Genomic DNA, 20121 nt, shown 5'->3' on the forward strand with positions numbered 1-20121 from the left:
ACAAGCTACTGCATTCCTTAAAGTCACTTACCCCCGAATAGAATTCGGGGGTTCCCAGGTGGCAGACTCACCAACTTATTAATTAAAGATGACTAAAAGCACGTCAGCGCTTTATCCAAAAATTCTGAAAAATGTTTTTACCGGTCTTTGATATTGCTTTAGGACATCAAGTTTATTTCCTACAAATCTAGTCTGGTAATGCTTGTTTAAACAAGCTGAGTCGTTTTTCTTCCCCCAACCTGTAGTTGGAGGTTTCCAAACATCCCACAAAGTTTTATGAGGCGCTATGGGAAAAATTATTGGAATTGACTTAGGCACAACTAACAGTTGCGTAGCTGTGTTAGAGGGCGGTAAACCCGTCGTGATCGCCAATTCCGAGGGCGGCCGCACAACTCCTAGTATAGTAGGATTCGGCAAGGCGGGCGATCGCTTAGTAGGTCAACTAGCCAAGCGGCAAGCTGTAACTAATGCTGTAAATACTGTATACAGTATCAAACGATTTATCGGACGGCGGTGGGACGACACTGAAGAAGAACGAGCGCGGACTCCCTATACCTGCATAAAAGGCAAAGACGATACCGTTAACGTCCAAATTCGGAATAAGGTTCACACTCCCCAAGAAATCTCGGCAATGGTACTCCAAAAGCTCAAGCAAGATGCTGAAGCTTATTTGGGACAAACTGTTACCCAAGCCGTGATTACAGTGCCAGCGTACTTCACAGACGCCCAACGGCAAGCTACTAAAGACGCCGGTACGATCGCCGGCCTAGAAGTCCTGCGGATCGTCAACGAACCGACAGCGGCAGCCCTTTCCTACGGGCTGGACAAGCAAAATATAGAACAGAAAATCTTGGTCTTTGACCTCGGCGGCGGTACTTTCGACGTTTCGATCCTGCAACTGGGAGACGGAATTTTTGAAGTCAACGCTACCTCCGGTAACAATCATCTCGGAGGAGATGACTTTGACGACTGCATTGTGCAGTGGCTGGTAGAAGCTTTCCGCACTCAAGAAGGCAGTGACCTCTCACAAGACAAAATGGCCTTGCAGCGCCTCCGAGAAGCTGCGGAAAAAGCGAAAATCGAACTCTCCAACCGGGAATCCACCTCAATCAATTTGCCCTTCATCTCTTCTGACGAGAAAGGGCCGAAGCATTTGGAAATGGAACTCTCCAAAGCTCAGTTTGAAAAACTGGTGGCTCATTTGGTCCAAGCGACGATCGATCCGGTGACTCAAGCCCTCAAAGACGCAAGTTTGACCCCCAAAGACATAGACAGGATTATTTTAGTGGGAGGCTCAACCCGGATTCCGGCAGTTCAAAAGGCAATTAGCAAGTATTTTGGGGGCGTTTCTCCTGATAAATCGGTCAATCCCGACGAAGCTGTAGCGGTAGGCGCGGCAATTCAAGCCGGAGTGTTGGGTGGTGAAGTCAAAGACTTGCTGCTGCTCGATGTGACGCCGCTCTCCCTGGGACTCGAAACCTTGGGCGGGGTGTTTACCAAAGTAATCGATCGCAATACAACTATTCCCACGAGCCGATCGCAAATGTACAGCACGGCGACAGACGGGCAAACCTCGGTAGAAATTCACGTCCTCCAAGGCGAGCGGGCATTGGTTAAAGACAATAAAAGTCTCGGCAAGTTCCTGCTCAAAGGCATTCCCCCAGCCCCCCGTGGCGTACCTCAAATCGAAGTTACCTTTGAAATCGATGCCAACGGGATTCTCAAAGTCGCTGCTGAAGACAAGGGAACCGGAAAAGAACAAAGCATCCAAATTTCCAATACAGGGGGATTGAGCGAAACCGAAGTCGAGCGGATGCGACAAGAAGCCGAACTTTACGCCGACGAGGACATCAAGCGCGCTCTACTCGTCGAACTCAAAAATCAAGCTGACTCCCTCGTCTATAATTGTGGTGTAACTTTAAAAACCAACGCGCAACTGCTGAGTGACGAGCTCAAGGCCGAAGCGGAAACAGCCGCAGCAGCCTTGCGGGCAGCGATGAGTAACCCCGACATCACAATCGAGGAACTCACCCCCGCAATCGAATCTTTCAAGCAACTGCTATACTCGCTGGGGACAGCAGTCTACGACCAAGCCCGCAGCGGGGTAGCCCCGTCAGGAGCTGTTGTTGAAAGCGAGATGATGTCAGAAGTAGAATCATCAGAACCAGAAGAGGTTAAAGCTGACGACGACAGCATTTTGCTGAAAGAAGAGTTGCTGGTGGCGCCGGAACCAAAGCCGGAACCAAAGCCGGAACCAAAGCCAGAACCAAAGCCGGAACCAAAGCCGGAACCAAAGCTGGAATCAAAGCCGGAATCAAAGCCGGAGCGACAGTCAAAACGACAGTCAAATCCACAGCCAAGTCCACAGCCAAGTCCACAGCCAAGTCCACAGTCAAATCCACAGTCAAATCCACAGTCAAAACAAAAACAGAAGGTTCCCGAACCAGAAGTTGATGATATGAATCCTTTCCTTTAAAACAGAAAAGCTAAAAATTAAAAGTTAAAAATTAACAATGAGAATTTTTGATTTTTAATCTGTAATTTCAGGAAAGGTAGCCCGTTTCTTTTTCGTACACTTTTTGTTATTTACCTCCAGGCAAGCAGCTCTATGGCCGGTGATTACTATGAAATATTAGGCGTTTCTCGCAGCGCAGACAAAGAAGAAATTAAGCGTGCTTACCGCCGCCTAGCTCGCAAGTACCATCCAGATGTCAACAAAGAATCCGGTGCCGAGGAGCGGTTTAAAGAAATTAACCGCGCCTACGAGGTACTCTCAGAACCAGAAACCCGCGCCCGTTTCGACCGTTTCGGCGAAGCAGGCGTCAGCGGTGCAGGCGCGCCTGGGTTCCAAGACTTTGGTGACAGCTTTGCCGATATTTTTGAAAGCTTCTTTCAGGGCTTTCAGGGAGGCGTCGGTGGGCCACAACAGCAAGGTCGTAGGCGCAGCGGGCCGGTGCGCGGAGACGATTTGCGCCTCGATTTGCGGCTGGATTTTCGAGAAGCAGTGTTTGGTGGGGAAAAAGAACTCCGAATCAAGCATCTAGAAACCTGCGAAACTTGCACCGGGACTGGCGCGAAACCGGGAACCAGACCACAAACCTGCTCGACTTGTACCGGCAGTGGTCAAGTCCGACGCGCTACCCGCACTCCTTTCGGCAGCTTTACTCAAGTTTCAGTTTGCCCCACTTGCAACGGCACCGGGCAAGTGATTGAGGATAAGTGCGAAACTTGCGGCGGCCGCGGCCAGAAAGAAGTGATGAAAAAGCTGAAAATCACAATTCCGGCTGGGGTTGACAACGGTACTCGCTTGCGGGTTTCCAATGAAGGGGATGCCGGCAAACTGGGCGGGCCGCCCGGGGATCTTTACGTGTTCTTGGCGGTGAATGAAGACCCGCTATTTAAGCGCGACGGCACTAACGTTAGCTCGGAAGTTAAAATTAGTTATTTGCAAGCAATTTTAGGGTGCCGGTTGGAAGTGGAAACCGTAGACGGGCCGACGGAATTGTTGATTCCTAGCGGAACTCAGGCCAATACTGTTTTGACTTTGGAGAAAAAAGGGGTGCCTCGGTTGGGAAATCCAGTCAGTCGCGGCGATCATTTGATTACGGTGTCTATTGACATTCCGACTAAGGTGACGGCTGAGGAACGGGAATTGCTGATGCAGCTTGCTAAGCTGAAGGGCGATCGTACTGGTAAAGGCGGTTTGGAAGGATTTTTGGGCAATTTGTTTCAGAAATAAGCAAAATTTGACACCCATGGGTGTCAAATTTTCCTCTTTGAGGATTCCCCGGCAATTTGTTTTAGTATCTGTCAAAAAATTGTTTGCAATTGCTCACAAAAATCTCAGGTGGGACGGTTTCTAGGCATTCGGTTTCAGCAGCGCTCAAAAAAGTGAGCGCAATTGCGCTCATTTTTTTGAGAAAGAATAATAGTCTGTGTCCAATTGGACACAAAATTTTAGATTTTCCAGTTTCCAGGCAACTTGTTTAAAAAACTAAGGCTTTCAGGATTTGAGATTGCCAAAAACATTATGAATTCAACATCGAAAATTGAAAGTCCCAAATCCCCAGATGCCAAAATCGATCTGCGTGGTACTCCGTGTCCTCTGAATTTTGTCCGCACTAAACTGCGCTTGGAGCAAATGGCACCGGGTGCTGTTTTGGAGGTGTGGCTGGATGCTGGGGAGCCGATCGAACAAGTGCCCGATAGTCTCAAAATGGAAGGCTACCAGATTCTCGAAACGGAATTTGTCGCGGATGAGCCGGAGTCGGGCTATTTTTCAATGAAAGTGCAGCGCCCAGAAGACAAGGAAGCAGGATGAGCCTGAATTCACCCTCGATCGTGGGTACTGTAATTGCTGTTCAGGCTAACTTCTACCAAGTGAGGTTAGATCCCGAAGTCTCCATTGACGGGAAAAAGGCTCCCCTCGCTGATTCTCCGACTCTCCTGTGCACTCGTCGCACTCGACTGAAAAAAATTGGTCAACAGGTGATGGTGGGCGATCGCGTGGTGGTAGACGAACCGGACTGGACTGACCGCCGGGGTGCAATTTCTGAAGTCTTCCCCCGCCAAACAGAACTCAACCGCCCGCCTGTAGCTAATGCCGATCGCATTCTCCTGGTTTTTGCCCTCGCCGAACCAGACTTAGATCCCGCATCATTAACTCGGTTTTTAGTCAAGGCAGAATCTACAGGTTTAGAGGTGAGTTTGTGCCTGAACAAATGCGATTTGGTCACGCCCGATGAGTTGGAACAGTGGCGCGATCGGCTTTCAGGCTGGGGCTACGAACCAATGTTTATTAGCGTCCGCAGCGGTTTAGGAGTTCATGAAGCCCCCGCTAATGACAAAAATGAAGTTTCTGCATCGGAACCAGCTTTCCATGACTTAGTGGAGAAAATAGAACCATCTATGCTGAGTTCTGAGGATAACCCCCAATTGCCAAATTCGGTCAATCCGTTAAATCCGTTAAAGCCCGTACATAGCCCGTTGCCGAACTTCCTTCTGAGCCATTTGCAAGGAAAAATAACGGTAATTTGTGGCCCTTCTGGGGTTGGCAAGTCCAGCTTAATCAACCAACTGATCCCGGCCCTGAATCTGCGAGTGAACGCTGTTTCCGGCAAACTCGGCCGCGGGCGCCACACGACACGCCACGTAGAACTATTTGAACTTCCCGGCGGCGGACTTTTGGCCGATACTCCGGGCTTTAATCAACCGGCTCTCGAATGCGATCCGTCCGAGTTAGCGGAATATTTCCCAGAAGCGCGCCAGAGGCTGGCTTTGGGTAGCTGCCAGTTTAGCGACTGTTCGCACCGAGACGAGCCTAACTGTGTCGTGCGGGGGGGTTGGGAGCGCTATGAGTATTACTTGCAGTTTCTCGAAGAGGCGATCGTCCGCGAACAAGCTCTGCAAAACTCCAGCAGCGCCGAATCGAGTTTGAAGCAGCAAACCAAGTCGGATGGTACGCAGCATTACGAACCGAAGCTGCAAACTAAAAAATATCGCCGCTCTTCCCGCCGCCTTCAACACCAGTCACTCCAAGATATGTGTCAAGACTTAGAGGAATTGTGAGGAAGTCGCCGCCCATCGGCCGTAGGTACTAGAAAACCGTACCAAGACTTACCCAGAAACCGGGTTTCCTTGACGAAAATACTTAGTTGCACCCCAAGGGGCCGTTCGCAAAACCGGCTTTCTTTAGTGGCGAGTGCGTAAGTCCTGAGTACATTAATAGCTAAAATTAAATGGCCTTAGATTTGTTAAAAAAAGTAGAACAGAAGCAAAAGTTAGCGGGTACTGCAGGAGCAAAAATATTGTGAATATTCAAGAACTGTTTCAAAAAGGCGGCCCCGCCATGTGGCCCCTGTTGGTGTTATCGATTTTATCTTTGAGTACAATTATCGAGCGTTTGTGGTTTTGGGCAAGCCTCCTGAGCAAAGAAAAGCAGATAGTTAACCGCATTCTGGAAGCCGCTCGCAGCGATTGGGGGGTGGCTAACGAGATGGCCAGACAAGCTAACAGACAGCCGATCGGGCGATTTCTTTCTGCACCCCTGCGGCTCTACAATCCCGAACCAGATTTATTTCGACTCGCACTCGAAGCAGCAGCCGATGAAGAGTTGGCTTCGATGCGCCGCGGCGACAAAATCTTAGAAGCTACGATCGCTCTGGCGCCTTTGCTGGGCTTGCTGGGAACTGTTTTGGGCTTGATTAACTCGCTCAGTTCCATCCGTCTGGGCGACATCGGCACGGCGGCCACGAGTGGCGTGACATCGGGCATTGGCGAATCGCTGATTACGACTGCTACTGGGATGGTAGTAGCAATTTTTACCTTGGTGTTTTATCGGATATTTCAAGCTTTTTTGTTCAACCAGGCAAAAATATTTCGCAAAGCTGGAAATGAACTGGAATTGCTTTACAGGCAATACTGGCCCGCTGCTAATGCTAAGGGTCGAGCACCCGCTGCTGAATACAGCAATTCTTCTTTTGGTGCAGATGGTTTGAACAGGCGTTCTCTCAATTCTCAAGAACCGGGAGAACGGAATCGGGAGCCGAAATTGAAAGGTTCCGATCCGGCTGAAGATTCTCCTTCTAATAATTAAAACTCCTGAGAACTAATGAAGATTAATCTAGATACTCCTGCTGAAGAGGCTCGGATTGAACTGGTGCCTTTAATTGACGTGATATTTTGCATTCTGACGTTTTTTCTCCTGGCGGCTTTGCAACTGACTCGCCAGCAAGCCATTAATGTCGATTTGCCTAAAGCGAAGACTGGACAAACGCAGATGCGAGAGATGCTGATTGTCAGCATTGACGATTTCGGGCAAACTTATATCGACCAATTGCCTGTTAATTACCAACAGCTCGATCGAGTTTTAAAGAGTTTCCAAAGCCAAAATCCTACGGGGTTGATGGTGCTGTACGCTCCTCAAAATGCTAGATATGCCAAGGTTGTCGAGGTTTTAGACAAATTGAGAGAGGTAGGGGGCGATAGAGTTGCCCTGGCAACTCTTCCTAGTTCGGCTTCCTCCCCATTGCCCAATCCCTCGCTTCCCAATTCTGGCATTCCTGGAGCACCTGCGATCGGCAATTCAGGTCAACCTCTGCCGTCTCCTGTGCCTCCGGGGCAGCAACAGTTCAACCCCAATCAGTTTCAATCCCCTCTCCCCGCTCCCGGGCAGCAGCAGTTCAATCCGAATCAGTTTCAATCCCCTCTCCCGGCTCCTGGGCAGCCTAGCAACTCTGGGGCAAATCAGGGCATTCCTCCTGTTTCGCCTGCACCCGCTGCTCCCAATTTCAGTCCTGGAGTCGCCACTCCACCGCAAGATGGCGGGCCCTCGAATTAGTTAGAAGGAAGAAGGTTCGGCAACGGATTGTGTAAGGGATGTAACGGATGTCAGTCCGATGTCCGTCGGAAGAAGGGAGAAGGAAGAAGGGAGAACAGAGAAATAGAAATTTTCCCAATCTCCTCATCTCCCGCTCTCCCGCTCTTCCGCTCTCCTCATCTCCCCCTCTCCTCATCTCCCCCTCTCCCCATCTCCCCCTCTCCCCCTCGCGGAGATTCTCTCCGCCGGATTTGGTATAAAGGGCTTCAATTCTTTTGGTTCGTACTGAGCCTTTTTTCTCTTGACAAGTAGATACACTTGTATATGCCTGCGGAAGGAACTTTTGCAGACATATCGCCATCTCTATCGCTAAGTAAGCTATTTCTTAGGAGAGATGGTAATTTTGTCAAATGATTGTTACCTTTTGTAATATAGACTAAAGTCAGATGGGCAATCGGGCATCCCGAAACCAACTGTCGATCGCTGAAACAACTTACAAATCTGGTTAATCCAGGTGTTCACTTTTAAGTCACCTTTACTTAGAGAGGAGTCAAAGTCATGAGCCAACCAGCAGAATTGTCTTTGGAACAGCAATTTAGCCTGTGTTCCTTCAAAACACAGGTAAGTGACATGAGCCGCGAACAAGCTCAGGAGTTTTTGGTCAAGCTTTACGAGCAAATGATGCTACGAGAAACCATGTACCGCCATTTTCTGAAACACCACTGGGGTTTAGAACCTAACCCAGGTGTTGAGTAACCAAGAGTCGCAGTCGGCGACCTCCGTCTCTTACTCACTTCCATCAGGCGGAAAGGAGTTGGGGGTGATGGGGCGTCACTCGAAGGCAGAAGCTAGAACGCATCTGTAAAGACGTGAGGAAAATTTGACAATTCCTTTGTGGATTTCACTGAATGTGGAAGTCGAGGTCAGCAGTTTGTCGATCGACACCACTGGAGAGTGCAAAGATAATTTATCGCGTCTCAACTCGAAAATTGGACAACTATTAATAAAAAGTGTTAATTTTTTAACCACTTAAAATTTTTAACAAATTCAATATATTTGTGTTTATTTGCAGCGGATGAGGTTTGACAACAATGGCGCTAGTCGGACATCTGAGCGCGACCTCCGACTAGCAAAACCTTCAGTTTTCACATCACAATCCCTAGAACTGGCAACTGTGGACTCTAGAAAGAGTTATTCCGGCTGACGTTCCAGAGTCGCCTCCATTGTACTGGTCAAGTAATGACCTGACATAATGCCGCTAGATTGGTAGTAGCGGTTCTCATCAACCCGGTGAAGGGTATCAAAACCCGTCCGCCGCTGGCGTTCGTCTCCCAATACCCAATAACGCTGGACGATCGACTGGGGAGCAATCCAACCTTCGCCCTCGACGCGGGCGAGTTCGCTGTGTTGGAGTACAAAAGTATACTGCCGTTCATCACTGTTGAGGTGTCCTCGGTACTGCAAAATAATCTCTTCGCGATCGCCTCCAGGAAATACGAGCTTTGTCACCATACTGAACCAATCTGTTCGGTTCCAGCTCACTAAAGTTTTGCCTTTAACCGTAATTGGCACGCCATTGCGCTCAATCCAGCTTCCTTCGAGCGTCCATTGGCCAGATTCCATTAAAAACGTGTGAGCCACAGTGCTGTTCCTATGCTTTTCCTGCTGGCTACAATGCTGGTGCAACAACGCACAGCCGTTGTCCCTCAGACTCTATGCTATCACGCCCAACTGTGCCAACAAGAGTTAATTTCTCCTAAAAGTACCGATGTCCGGGCACCAGTAACTTGAGGCAGATTGCCGGGAATGCCCCGAACCCGCCATGCGGCTAAAACCGCGAAAGCGATCGCCTCTTTAAAATCTACATTCAAGCCTGCCTCAGAAGTAGTCAACACTTGCACTGGATGCAATTGAGATTGCAATCGGCGTTTTAAGTAGAGATTGTGGCTGCCGCCCCCGCATAGTAAAACTCGATCGGGCATAGCCGGTAAAAAAGTTTGGTAACTGTGAACGATCGAGGCAACAGTCAGTTCTGTCAGAGTAGCCAGCACGTCAGCAGGACTGAGGTTGTAACCTTGGGCCTCGACCAAACACCTGTCAAAATAGTCTACACCAAATAACTCTCGCCCCGTTGATTTCGGCGGTGCTTGGCGGAAGAACTCTGATGCGAGCCAATCCTCCACTAAAGCTTGACAGGGAGTTCCCGATGCCGCCCAAGCTCCACCTTCGTCGATCGTCTTAGTGCCGCCTGAGAAGTGCTGTACTGCCAAATCTAACAGGGAATTCCCCGGGCCTGTATCCCAGCCCGATATGCCATCCCCAAGACTCAAAATCTCAGACTCGTCATTGTTTCCCCCTTTGCCTCTTGCCGGAAGATAGGTAACATTGCCAATTCCCCCGAGATTTTGGATGCAGAGGCTGAGGTTGGGTTCCGCCAGCAGGCAGGCATCAACTATTGACACTAAGGGTGCTCCTTGACCCCCTGCTGCAATGTCTGCCGAGCGAAAGTTAGTCACAGTAGTAATTCCTGTCAATTCCGCAATTAGCGCGCCCCGCCCCAGTTGCAAGCTGTAGCCCATTAACGCACCAGCGCTGTCTTTCTGGGCTTTCCCAGCAGGTCGGTGGTAGACAGTTTGACCGTGAGAGCCGATTAATTCTGCTTTATCATATTCTGCTTGAATTGTCAATGCTGCCGTCGCAAATTCTTGGGCGATGGCATCATCTAATTCTGCTAGTTCAGCCATTGACAAAGCTGAGCCACTGCAAACCGAGAGAATTTGCGATCGCAAATTAGCAGGATAAGGGAAAGTCTTGCCGGCGACCAATAGCACTTTCAAGTCTGTTTGGGAACCGACCACATCCACCAAAGCAGCATCAATGCCATCCACCGACGTGCCACTGATCAAACCGATAACGCGGGTCATTCTATTTTAGATTTTAGATTTTAGATTTTTCGATTTTAGATGGTCGGGTGCGATCGGGCGATGAATATTATTTGAGGTCGATCGTCACGATCACCACAGTAATATTATCGCGTCCACCTTTATCCTTAGCTGCTTGAATTAAAGCATTTGCAGCACCTTCGCAGGCGCGAATCGACTTCAGAGGCGAAGCTATCAAAGGATCGGAAAGTTCTTCAGTCAAGCCATCGCTGCACAGCAGCAAGCGATCCCCAGGCTGCACGTCCACAGGCAAAATATCTATCTCCCGCAAATCATCGCGGCCCAAACACTGGGACAAAACGTGACGCCAAGGATGACTGCGAGCCTGGTCAGGAGTTAGGGCCTTTCTTTTCACAGCCTGAGCCACCCAAGTCTGGTCTTCAGTAATCTGTTCCAAGCGAGATCCGTGCAGTCGGTACAAACGAGAGTCCCCGATATTAGCGCACCAGGGTCGGCCCTCATCCCTAAACATTAGAACCACAGCCGTAGTTCCCATATCAGCACGCTCCGGGTGGTCGAGCTGATCCGTCAAAATTGCTTGATTGGCAATTAAAAAAGCCTTTTCCAACAACAGCGGAGAATCCTCTGGCCCTTCCCAATGTTCGAGCAAATAAGATTGAATCGCCTGAGTCGCAATCCGGCTGGCTTCTTGACCTCCGGCGTGTCCTCCCATTCCATCGGCCACTATGAAAAATCGCCCGTCAGAGTCTATGTAGTACGAATCCTGATTTACGGAACGAACTAGCCCTGTGTCTGTCTTACCTGCGAAAGAGCGTTTCATAGATTGGGTGATTGGACTCATCGAACTTGAAAGCTTGATTTAATGGGGTACGATTTTTTATTCCAAAACTTAAATCCCGAACGGACTTGAAATTCTGCAGCCCGCGATCGCGAGTTTTGGAAAAATTGCACTTCCTTGACCTCATATTGTAGATCGTTTGACTTCCACCCCGACCGTCGCGGACGGGGATTCCCAAACCTCACGATTTGAATTTCTGCTTCTTCGCAACTGCCTCCACCCTAAAAGAGATTTGGTCTTATGTTCGCTCCACAGACTAACCCCGCAAGCCCTGCGGTTTTTATGTGTCGAATACCAAACGGAATTCTTCGTAGTTTTGATTCTAGGGATGTTTACCATTGCCCTATCCTCTTTTCCCGGTCTACCGATTTTGCTTCGCCGCCAGCACCTCGGGCTGAACTTCGCTCGTATAGGCTGTTTGATCCATCGTCTCGGGTGGGTCGTTGACCAATTATATTGTAATATAAAGCCGTCCTAAAAGGACGAGGTTTCTACCCAATTTTCTGATGATGGTAATCCCATCTTAAAATTTCGGTAAATCCAGTAAATTCAGCAGCACCTGCAAAAAAAAACTGGATTTCTACCCAAAATTAGAAGTTTGGCTGGCGAGAAATCTAGGCAGCAACCGGGTTTTTAGCCTCAAAGGGCCTAAATGTTGTAAATTTCAGCAATCTGTGGTCAGCCAGCCCAAACTTAACATTCGATGTCAAATTTGGGCTGGCGAGAAATCTCAAACCTGAAATTTAAAATCGCAAATTGCACAATTATGACATCCTGTCTAAACGATCGATCCGCTTGAACAAACGCATAAGAGCAAACCCTGCACCCGCAGCCAGCACGGCAACAGCGACAGCCGGCCAGACCTGATTGCTGACAAACAAAATTGTCGCCGACAAAGTAAAAGCACTCATCAGCAAAGCATAATTCGTGCCCATTTGAGCGCTGCTCATCCGGCGGAGCAAGCGTTCAGTTTCGGCAGAACGGACGCGAATCCGCAAATCTCCCTGTTCGAGTTTATCAATAGTCTCCTCAATCCGGCGGGGCAAACCCAAAGCACTCGAACTCACCTGAGCCGCCTGACGGCCGATTTCGTTAAAAATGCTGCTACTTGTATCATGGCCATTTCCATTAGTCATAAGCTGCATGGCAAAAGGTTGTGCCACCTCCATAAAGTTGAACTCGGGATCTAAACCTCGGCCCACCCCTTCGATGGTGGAAAAAGCTCGCATTACAAAAGTAAAAGTAGCTGGGAAGCGAAAAGGTTGATTGTAGGCAATATCGTAAAGGTCGTCGGTAATCGCGCTCACAGACTGATTTTCAAAAGGCTTGTCCATGAAGTTATCCAGCATATACTGGATGCTGCGGCGCACCGGACTCATATCACCCGTAGGCACCAAAGCTCCCAAATTGATCAGAGAATCCATAATCCGCTGTCCATCCTTGGAAGCAATGCCGTAGAGCGTCTCCATCAGTCCTTCGCGGACGTTCGACTGGATTTGCCCCATCATGCCAAAATCGTAGAAAATCAGACAACCGTCAGCACTAACTGCGATGTTGCCGGGGTGTGGGTCAGCGTGGAAAAAGCCGTCGTTGAGCAACTGGCGCAAATAAGCTTTTGCGCCCAACTGAGCGATTAATTTACGATCGATACCGGCCGCTTCCAAAGCTTCGTAGTGGCTGATTTTAATCCCCGGCAGGTATTCCAAAGTCAGGACTCGCGGAGCCGCGTACCGCCAATAAACCCTCGGCACCCGCACCCAGTCACAGTTGCTAAAATTGCGGCGAAAAGTATCAGCATTGCGGCCTTCATGGAGATAGTCAATTTCCAGCCAGAGAATGCGACAGCATTCCTCATAAATCCCCATCCAATCGCGGCCGCGGCCCCACTTAGGATGGTTTTGAAAGTAGCGGGCAATTCCCTTAAGAATTTGCAAATCGATCTCGAACAGTTTCCGCAGTCCAGGTCGCTGCACCTTGACCACCACTTCCGGGCCCGAATGCAGTTGAGCTTTGTGTACCTGACCCAGACTGGCAGCGGCCAGGGGCACTGGATCAAAGCTGCGGTAGAGTTCTTGAACTGTCTTGCCCAAATCTTGCTCGACAATTACCTCTAACTGCTCGTAGCTGAAAGCAGGCACTTTATCTTGCAGCTTAGAAAGTTCCTCGACAAACTCTGCCGGGAACAAGTCGGCGCGGGTGGAAAATAATTGGCCGACTTTAATGAAAGTTGGCCCCAAATCCAAGAGTGTTTCTCGAACCCAGATAGCTTGAAAGCGCCGTCTGGCAACTTTCTTTTCTTCAGTCACGCCTCCCCAGTAGCTCCAATTTTTGCTGTCGAGCCACAGCGAAGCCAGCCAGAGCAAGACAAAGGCCCAAATGTCGAAGAAGCGCCGCTTCCGGGAGTATTTTTCGCGATTCCAGCGATAAGCTTTACTTTTGTAGGATTTACTAGCAGTTTTTTGCTCATCGGCTTCGCCAGTGTGCTTGGGGGAGCGCTGGCGATTAACAGAGTCATCAAGGAGAGCAGACACTTGGGTTCCCAAATTGCTTATTTTATGTTGTTGCTTTGATTGAAAGTAGGAGCGCAGGAGCGCAAAGCAATGCGCTCACGTTGTAAATAATAGTTGTGGTCGAGTCGATCGCTAGGGCAAACTGCTGCGGTAACGCTGCAATTCCGATCGCACCAGAGCCACTTCGGCGCGCAGCTCGTCAATAGTCGCTTGCAAATCAGCGGGATGGATGTCTTGAATGGTGGTGGTGCGATCGGTGCCAGTTCTGGTCTGCATCGCCTCATCCGAAGCTCTATTGGCCCGTTCCACAACTCGATCGGTGAACTGCCGCAGGCGTTCTCTTTGTTCTGCGTCAAATTTGCCGAGTTCAGAGAAAGCGTTGGTTGCTGCGCTTTCTAATTGCTCGTACAGTGCTTCGGCAAGTGCTCTGCCTACAAAAAAAGCATGAACTGGGGGTTTACTCATAAAAAATATTCGGTAAGTGGGAAACTCAGAGTCTTTAGACCTGAGAGGAAAACGACTCGGCGGTTTCAACCGCCTTGAATCCCCTTTCGGGGTTAGAGGGGTATGGTTGCCCCTCCAATGGAGATACAGTTGTCTCCTTCCTCCCTTGCGGGGTAATGTTCGCCTCGACCTGGTTATAAAGGCTTGTTAGACCTGCAACACTGTTTCAGTGACTTTAAAACTGTTTAATTGCAGATGACAGAGCGGAAAACTGGCGTCGCACTCTCCGGTGTCGTGACCTGAATAACGCCTCCTCCTGAGAGGGGTCTGGTCAGAACAGCTTGTAATTTCTTACAAGCTCAGTGGCTTTAGCCCTGAGTTCCTGACAAAAAATCTCTGTGCGCTTCCGCAACAAATTATAACTTGCTTGTCCCCGATGATGCTTGCTCCCAAAGGAAGGAATTTTGGGGGAATTGACACTCCCACCCCGAGTGTCGGAGATGGGATTCTTGAGATTTAGAACAGTCTAACGCGCCACGGCGTAGCCCTAAAGCGTCGCTTACACTGGCTCAAATTCGAGGTTGGGGTTGCTTTGTACCAAAATGTTTGCAGCTTGGCAGTATTAATACGCGACATCACACCACCTCAGCGCCGCGCACATATTCTAACATAATTTAAATCCAAATAGAAAACAGTCCTGCAATTTTTTGCGGGCATTTAGATTGCCGAGGGAATAGGAAATATTCGATAAACTCAGACGGCGACTGTTGGGATTTTCAGATTCGACGGAAGTTTTTGGAAGATAGTCGTTGGCTAGGTAGGGCCTTATTATCTCAACTACTGAGCGGATATTTGCTGACTCATAAAACCAAGTATTTGTCCGCACTTTTAACCAACAAAAACCATACTAATTTGTCGCAGGTTCGGGAAAAGGCATTGTGGGATCTGCAACAGGGGGTGGTGAATCAGGTGCGATCGAACTATCTGAATAGTTGTCACTGCCGCTTGGTATTGCAGGCTCAGGCGATCGCTCGATCGGCGAGGCTATTACTGGTGACGGGGATTCCGACGACGGCCAGGTTTCAGCGCTAGCACTCTCAGGGGCAGGTGGGGCGGGTGCGGCGGGCGGTTCTGGAGGCAGGGGCGCAACTTCCGGTACCGGTGCGGCTTCTGGTTCGGGCTCTGGCTCGATTTCGGTTTGAGGCTCTGGAATGAGGGACTCAGAAGGCTCCTCTGCGGGTTCTGGCGTCGGGGATGGCTCAGATTCCGCTTCGGGATCTGGGGCGGGAGTTTCCTCGTTTGGAGACTCAGAAAGTTCGGCGCTAGTTTCTGAGGACTCGATTTGTTCGGGAATGTTGCTGCTGTCTAAGGGGGGTTTGGGGAGCTTGTTGAGTTCGATGGGGTAGAGAGGGGTGCTTTCGACAGACGGCTGTCCGAACATCGGCTCTGATAAATCGCGGGATTTGAGCAAATCTTCGAGAGATGGGAAGGATTCAATTTTGGGACTATTACTGAGACTGGTGCTGTTGTAGTGCGATGCTAGGTCAAAACCCATCCAGCCTGCAATTGCAGCCGTTACCACAAATGCCACAAAAGTCAACTGCGGCGGGGGAGGTGCGGGCAATCTTAGACTTTGCTTGCCTTTTCTTTTTACTGATACTCGCTCTGTTTCTTGCAGCATGGTGAGCCAATTTTCCACTGTCTGAGGGCGGTTGTGGGGGTCGATTTCGAGTCCCTGAAGGATGGCTCGCTCGATTCCTGGGCTGAGGTTGGGCTGAAATTGCCGTAAGTCAGTCAAGGGAATGCGATCGCGCAGGGGTGCTGCTACGGGCGCCACGCCGGAGAGTAAGTAGTAGAGGGTGGCGGAGATCGCGTAGATGTCAGTGGCCGATGTACATTTACCGTCATGGAGGTATTGTTCGATCGGCGCGTACCCAGGGGAGAGCAAGTTGGTGTGGGTTTGCTTGGTGCCGGCGGTAAAGCCGCGGGCAATTCCGAAATCTATTAACATTACTACGTGAGAATCGGCTCGCCGGATAATATTTTCTGGCTTGATATCTCCGTGCAGCAATCCGCTGTGGTGAACTGTACTTAAGGCTGAGGCTATTTGCCGAATATAGTGCAGGGCCTGGGCTTCTGGGAGCGGCCCATCGGTTTCGACTATTTGGGCGAGAGTTTGGCCCGGAATGTAGTCCATTGCAATAAAAGACTGTCCGGCTTCTTCAAAAAAGTCGATTACCCTGACTATGTTGGGATGCTGACACCGCGATCGGTGTTGGGCTTCGGCAATAAACTGCTGCTGAAATTGGGCAGATTCTGGGTGTTGGCGCAGACTTTCGTTGAGGGTTTTGAGTACGACGGTTTGGTTTAAATGGGTGTGGATAGCTCGGTAAGTGATGCCGAACCCTCCTATGCCTAAAGTGGCGTTAATTGTGTATTTGCCCTGTTGCAGGACTGTTGCTGGCGCTAAGTTCATCTTCAGTTGATGCCGTTTCCCAAACTATGCTACCGCCTTTGGGTTATTTCGCAGAGTTAGGGGTGAGGTTCGATCGATCGGCACCCTAGTTTGAGCTTTAGCTCTGCTATATCTTTAATCTTGGCATCCCCACGTCATTTTATCTGTAGTAGCGTGAAACTTCACGCTCCGGCTTTCCAATAATAAAAATCCCGCTCTTGTGGAACGGGAAAGCCATCAGGGTGCATCTATAATGATCAGACTCTAACTTATGGGGGGTACAACCCCTCATTGCTTTAGCAAGTCTTTAAAATTAGCCGATTTTTGTAAAAATTTAGGTTTTATGTTGACTTATGAGCAATCTTATGAGCACTAAGATTGCCGGATGGCGATCTTGAGCTTGGGGAATTGACACTCTCACGTCTGATGTTGCTCCCAGAGTCAAACATTACAGACCAGATTACCTTTTTGGCTCAGATGAAGTTCAGGCGAGCGGCATAAAATAACAAAGAGGCATCGTATCGGGCTTAATCTTGAGACTGCACATGGCTCAAACCTTGTAAATAAAAAGGCTGTAAGCATTCTCCCGACATTTGTAGCCCACAGCCATCAATGCTTCAATCGCTGTTCGCGTTACACAGCAAGGCCTGGAGGCAAGCTCAAGTTCCCCGAAGGGGGGAACTTGAGCTTAAGTTGTCACCAATGGGGTCTTCCTAGTAACGAGAAGCGATCGATTAGCAATTAGCAGCAATTAGTAATTACTTATTCTTTGGTTTGAAAATGTCTGTTAAACAATCACATTACGAGACTTTACTAGCAGAGTACAGCGAATCTTCTGCCGCGATCGCCCTGCTGAAAAAATATCGGGTTTACATGGAAATGATTCCGAGTATCCGCCGCGCCCATGAGAGTTTAATCACAATTCCTTTGCCAATTGCGCGCTTGCGGGACGGGGTCTCTTATGCCGGAAGCAGCGGCACTAGCATATCGCCCGGACAGGCAGTTTGTTTGCCCTGCGATTTGGCGATTTTGATGTGCGATCCTGAATGGAAAGTTAAAATTGGAGTGGAAATTTTGATTTTCATTCATCGTCCGGGCGAAGAGTTTTCTGAGTTGCTTGGCCGCTGGCGGCAGTCTCAGGTTTGGCTGGATAAAGGTTACGAATGGGTGATGCCGCAGCGCTACAGACATATTTACAGCGATGAAGCTGAGGCTGTTCATCCGCTATTTGTTTTGTTTGAGGAAACGCCGGAACTGATTCAACGGGGTTTGATGGCGGCTGGTTTGCCGTTTGTGGTGGAAAGTTTCGAGTCTGGGAGTGAGGAAGTAGAGGAGGAAGAGTTTCTCGGTAGCGGGGAACTGGGAAGTATTGGTGAAGAGAGTTTTGATTTGTAGGGTTTGGTGCGATCGCCTATAGCCATCGTATTGCTTGAAGTAAAGTAGATTTTTTTCCAACCGCAGAGGGCGCAGAGGGCGCAGAGAAAGAGAGAAGAGAGAAATATTGATGTTTTGGAATCCCGAATCTGGTTGTTATATGCAGATATTCAAAAATATTTTGGGTGAGGAAAGGAATGTTTATGCTCCCCCTAGATTCAGGGAGTAACTCTAAAATCTACAATCTAAAATCGAATGACCCATCTAGCTGGGCAGGAAATTTTAGCTTTCATGCTGGTTGCGTCGCCTAATGTAAAGGTGTGTCTTGATATTTTTCCCTCCAGCATGATATTATCATCAGTCTGCTCTATTTGGTTTGTTAATTTAGATGGGTTTTTAATAGAGAATTTACTAAATGAACCGCAGAGAACGCAGAGACCACAGAGGGGAGAGAAAGAGCAAATTAGAATTTATTGATATAAGTAAAATTTACTATTAAACTGGAGCTATTGAAATGAGATTGTTAAAACCCTGGCGTTTATTTTTATTAAGTATAGTTTTTGGGATGGCTGTAATTCTCTCAAATTGCAGCACCACCTCAAACACGGTTAGCAATAATTCTTCAACTCCGACAACTCCTGCTCCGGTTCCGGCTGGGGCTTTAGTTTACGGTGCTGGTGGGCCGCCGATCAACCTGGAACCGGGAAATATTACTGATGGCAATTCGGTGATTGTTATCGACCAAATTTACAATCGCTTGACTGATTTCAAACCGGGAACTGTGGAACTTGAGCCGAGTCTCGCTACTGAATGGTCAAGTTCTAAAGATGGTAAAACTTGGACTTTTAAGTTGCGTTCCGGGGTAAAGTTTCACGACGGTACGGATTTTGACGCGGAAGCTGTTAAGTTTAATGTGGATCGCTGGTGGGATGCCAAAAATCCTAACGGTTTTCGAGAAGCGGGCAAGACTTATCCGATTTGGAAAAATTTATTTGGCGGGTTTAAGGGAGAAAAAGATTCTTTAGTAAAAGATGTGGCGGTTGTTGATAAGTCTACAATTAAATTTGTTTTGAATCGACCTTTTGCGGCTTTTCCCTCGGCGATAGGTTCCGCTTATTTCGGGATGGCGAGTCCGGCGGCGGTGAAAAAAGCGGGTGCTAAGTACGGCACTCCGGGGTCGCTGGCGGTGGGTACGGGGCCTTTTGTGTTTCGGGAATGGCGATCGGGCGATCGCATTGTTTTGGATAAAAACCCGAATTATTGGAAAACGGGTACGCCAAAAGTCAATCAATTGGTAATTCGTTTTGTTGATGATCCGGCGGCGAGACTGGCTCAGCTACGAGCTGGACAACTTGATTTTACTGTGGATTTAACGCCGGATCAACTGAAAGAAGTTCAAGCAGATCCTAATTTAGAAGCTGTTGTGCGACCTTCTTTTAATGTCGGTTATTTAGCCTTAAATCCGAGTTACGAACCTTTGTCAAAACCGGAAGTCAGGCGGGCGATCGCCCAAACAATTAACAAGCCCGCCATAGTCAAAGCTTTCTGGGGAGAACTCGGAAAACATGATTCGCAATTTCTTCCGCCTGCGCTGAATTGGGCGACTTCTGATCAAGTTAAAGATTATGAATTTAACCCGCAGCAAGCTAAAGCAATGCTGGCGAAAGCCGGTTATCCGAACGGTTTTGATTTGGATTTGTGGTATATGCCCGTCAGCCGTCCCTATTTCCCCACGCCGAAGCCGATCGCTGAGGCTTTGGCGGCGGATTTGAGCGCGATCGGGATTCGGGTAAAATTGCTGACAAAGGATTGGTCTGCTTATTTAGCCGATCGGCTTAAACCTCCCGGCTTTCAAGCTTTTATGTTGGGTTGGACAGGAGATTATGGCGATCCCGACAATTTTTATTATCCTCACTTCGGGCCGGGTTCGACGGCGGATTTGGGAAATTGGAAAAATCCGAAAGTTCTGGAACTTTTGGATCGGGGGAGGGCGAGTGGCGATAAAGCAGCTAGGGCGAAAATTTATGCGGAAGTTAGCGAGGTTTTGCATGGGGAAGCTGTGCGTTTGCCGATCGTACATTCGCAGCCGCTTTTAGGGAAACGCAAGAATATTCAAGGTTGGATTCCGAGTCCTTTGGGGTCGGAGTCTTTTGAGGATGTTAGTAAGTCTTGAATATGGCAGATTTTCCTTGTATCTAATTGTGTAGATACTGTCTTGAACTGTCAAGGGGTAGCAAGTAAATAATTGGGGTCGAAAGGCTTTTGGGACTTTAAAATAC

The 20121-nt window shown here is 48.9% G+C and carries 16 protein-coding genes; 10 read left to right on the top strand and 6 right to left on the bottom strand.

Annotated elements, in window-relative coordinates:
• Positions 1–286 precede the first annotated feature (286 nt).
• The 7 genes from dnaK to QUB20_RS14320 all read left to right on the top strand — a co-directional run bounded on the left by dnaK (position 287) and on the right by QUB20_RS14320 (position 8074).
• On the top strand, positions 287–2476 hold the full coding sequence (gene dnaK, locus QUB20_RS14290) for a molecular chaperone DnaK (RefSeq protein ID WP_333248841.1): 2190 nt from the start codon (positions 287–289) through the stop codon (positions 2474–2476).
• Positions 2477–2608: 132 nt separating this feature from the next.
• Complete coding sequence (dnaJ, locus tag QUB20_RS14295; protein WP_333056045.1) at positions 2609–3739, top strand: molecular chaperone DnaJ; 1131 nt, start codon at positions 2609–2611, stop codon at positions 3737–3739.
• Between the two features lie 291 nt (positions 3740–4030).
• A complete protein-coding gene (locus QUB20_RS14300; protein WP_333248843.1) occupies positions 4031–4321 on the top strand; it encodes a sulfurtransferase TusA family protein in 291 nt (96 codons plus the stop codon).
• Positions 4318–5568 (top strand): ribosome small subunit-dependent GTPase A, encoded by a 1251-nt coding sequence (rsgA, locus tag QUB20_RS14305; RefSeq protein WP_333248846.1) that lies wholly within the window; start codon positions 4318–4320, stop codon positions 5566–5568. Before QUB20_RS14300 ends, rsgA begins: the two co-directional genes overlap by 4 nt.
• A 241-nt stretch (positions 5569–5809) precedes the next feature.
• A complete protein-coding gene (locus QUB20_RS14310; protein WP_333234144.1) occupies positions 5810–6595 on the top strand; it encodes a MotA/TolQ/ExbB proton channel family protein in 786 nt (261 codons plus the stop codon).
• 15 nt (positions 6596–6610) lie between these two features.
• Positions 6611–7339, top strand: a complete 729-nt coding sequence (locus QUB20_RS14315) for a biopolymer transporter ExbD (RefSeq protein ID WP_333248849.1) — start codon at positions 6611–6613, stop codon at positions 7337–7339.
• 537 nt (positions 7340–7876) lie between these two features.
• Positions 7877–8074 (top strand): NblA/ycf18 family protein, encoded by a 198-nt coding sequence (locus tag QUB20_RS14320; RefSeq protein ID WP_006635253.1) that lies wholly within the window; start codon positions 7877–7879, stop codon positions 8072–8074.
• 435 nt (positions 8075–8509) lie between these two features.
• Here QUB20_RS14320 and QUB20_RS14325 read toward each other — a convergent pair whose 3' ends face one another.
• The 6 genes from QUB20_RS14325 to QUB20_RS14350 form a co-directional block, all read right to left on the bottom strand.
• Entirely contained in the window at positions 8510–8959 is a 450-nt protein-coding gene (locus tag QUB20_RS14325) for a hypothetical protein (RefSeq protein WP_333056052.1), read from the bottom strand.
• A gap of 80 nt (positions 8960–9039) precedes the next feature.
• Entirely contained in the window at positions 9040–10242 is a 1203-nt protein-coding gene (locus tag QUB20_RS14330; protein ID WP_333248851.1) for an anhydro-N-acetylmuramic acid kinase, read from the bottom strand.
• A 67-nt stretch (positions 10243–10309) separates the two neighbouring features.
• The gene (locus tag QUB20_RS14335; protein WP_333056054.1) at positions 10310–11041 is read right to left on the bottom strand and encodes a PP2C family serine/threonine-protein phosphatase; all 732 of its coding nucleotides are present in this window, start codon (positions 11039–11041) and stop codon (positions 10310–10312) included.
• A gap of 782 nt (positions 11042–11823) precedes the next feature.
• Positions 11824–13590 (bottom strand): AarF/ABC1/UbiB kinase family protein, encoded by a 1767-nt coding sequence (locus QUB20_RS14340; protein ID WP_333248853.1) that lies wholly within the window; start codon positions 13588–13590, stop codon positions 11824–11826.
• Positions 13591–13701: 111 nt separating this feature from the next.
• Positions 13702–14034 (bottom strand): DUF6825 family protein, encoded by a 333-nt coding sequence (locus QUB20_RS14345; protein WP_333056057.1) that lies wholly within the window; start codon positions 14032–14034, stop codon positions 13702–13704.
• Between the two features lie 886 nt (positions 14035–14920).
• A complete protein-coding gene (locus QUB20_RS14350; protein WP_333248857.1) occupies positions 14921–16489 on the bottom strand; it encodes a serine/threonine-protein kinase in 1569 nt (522 codons plus the stop codon).
• A gap of 759 nt (positions 16490–17248) precedes the next feature.
• Between QUB20_RS14350 and QUB20_RS14355 the strand changes: the two genes are divergently transcribed.
• From QUB20_RS14355 to QUB20_RS14365, 3 genes are all read left to right on the top strand, one after another.
• Positions 17249–17863 carry a hypothetical protein gene (locus tag QUB20_RS14355; RefSeq protein WP_333042238.1) on the top strand — a complete coding sequence of 205 codons (615 nt, stop codon included), beginning with the start codon at positions 17249–17251 and terminating at the stop codon, positions 17861–17863.
• Positions 17864–18097: 234 nt separating this feature from the next.
• Entirely contained in the window at positions 18098–18319 is a 222-nt protein-coding gene (locus tag QUB20_RS14360) for a hypothetical protein (RefSeq protein WP_333291422.1), read from the top strand.
• 37 nt (positions 18320–18356) lie between these two features.
• Positions 18357–20015, top strand: a complete 1659-nt coding sequence (locus tag QUB20_RS14365; protein ID WP_333248859.1) for an ABC transporter substrate-binding protein — start codon at positions 18357–18359, stop codon at positions 20013–20015.
• The last annotated feature ends 106 nt before the right edge of the window (positions 20016–20121 follow it).

It is taken from the genome of Microcoleus sp. B4-C2 (assembly GCF_036705265.1).
In the GTDB taxonomy this organism is placed as follows: domain Bacteria; phylum Cyanobacteriota; class Cyanobacteriia; order Cyanobacteriales; family Microcoleaceae; genus Microcoleus.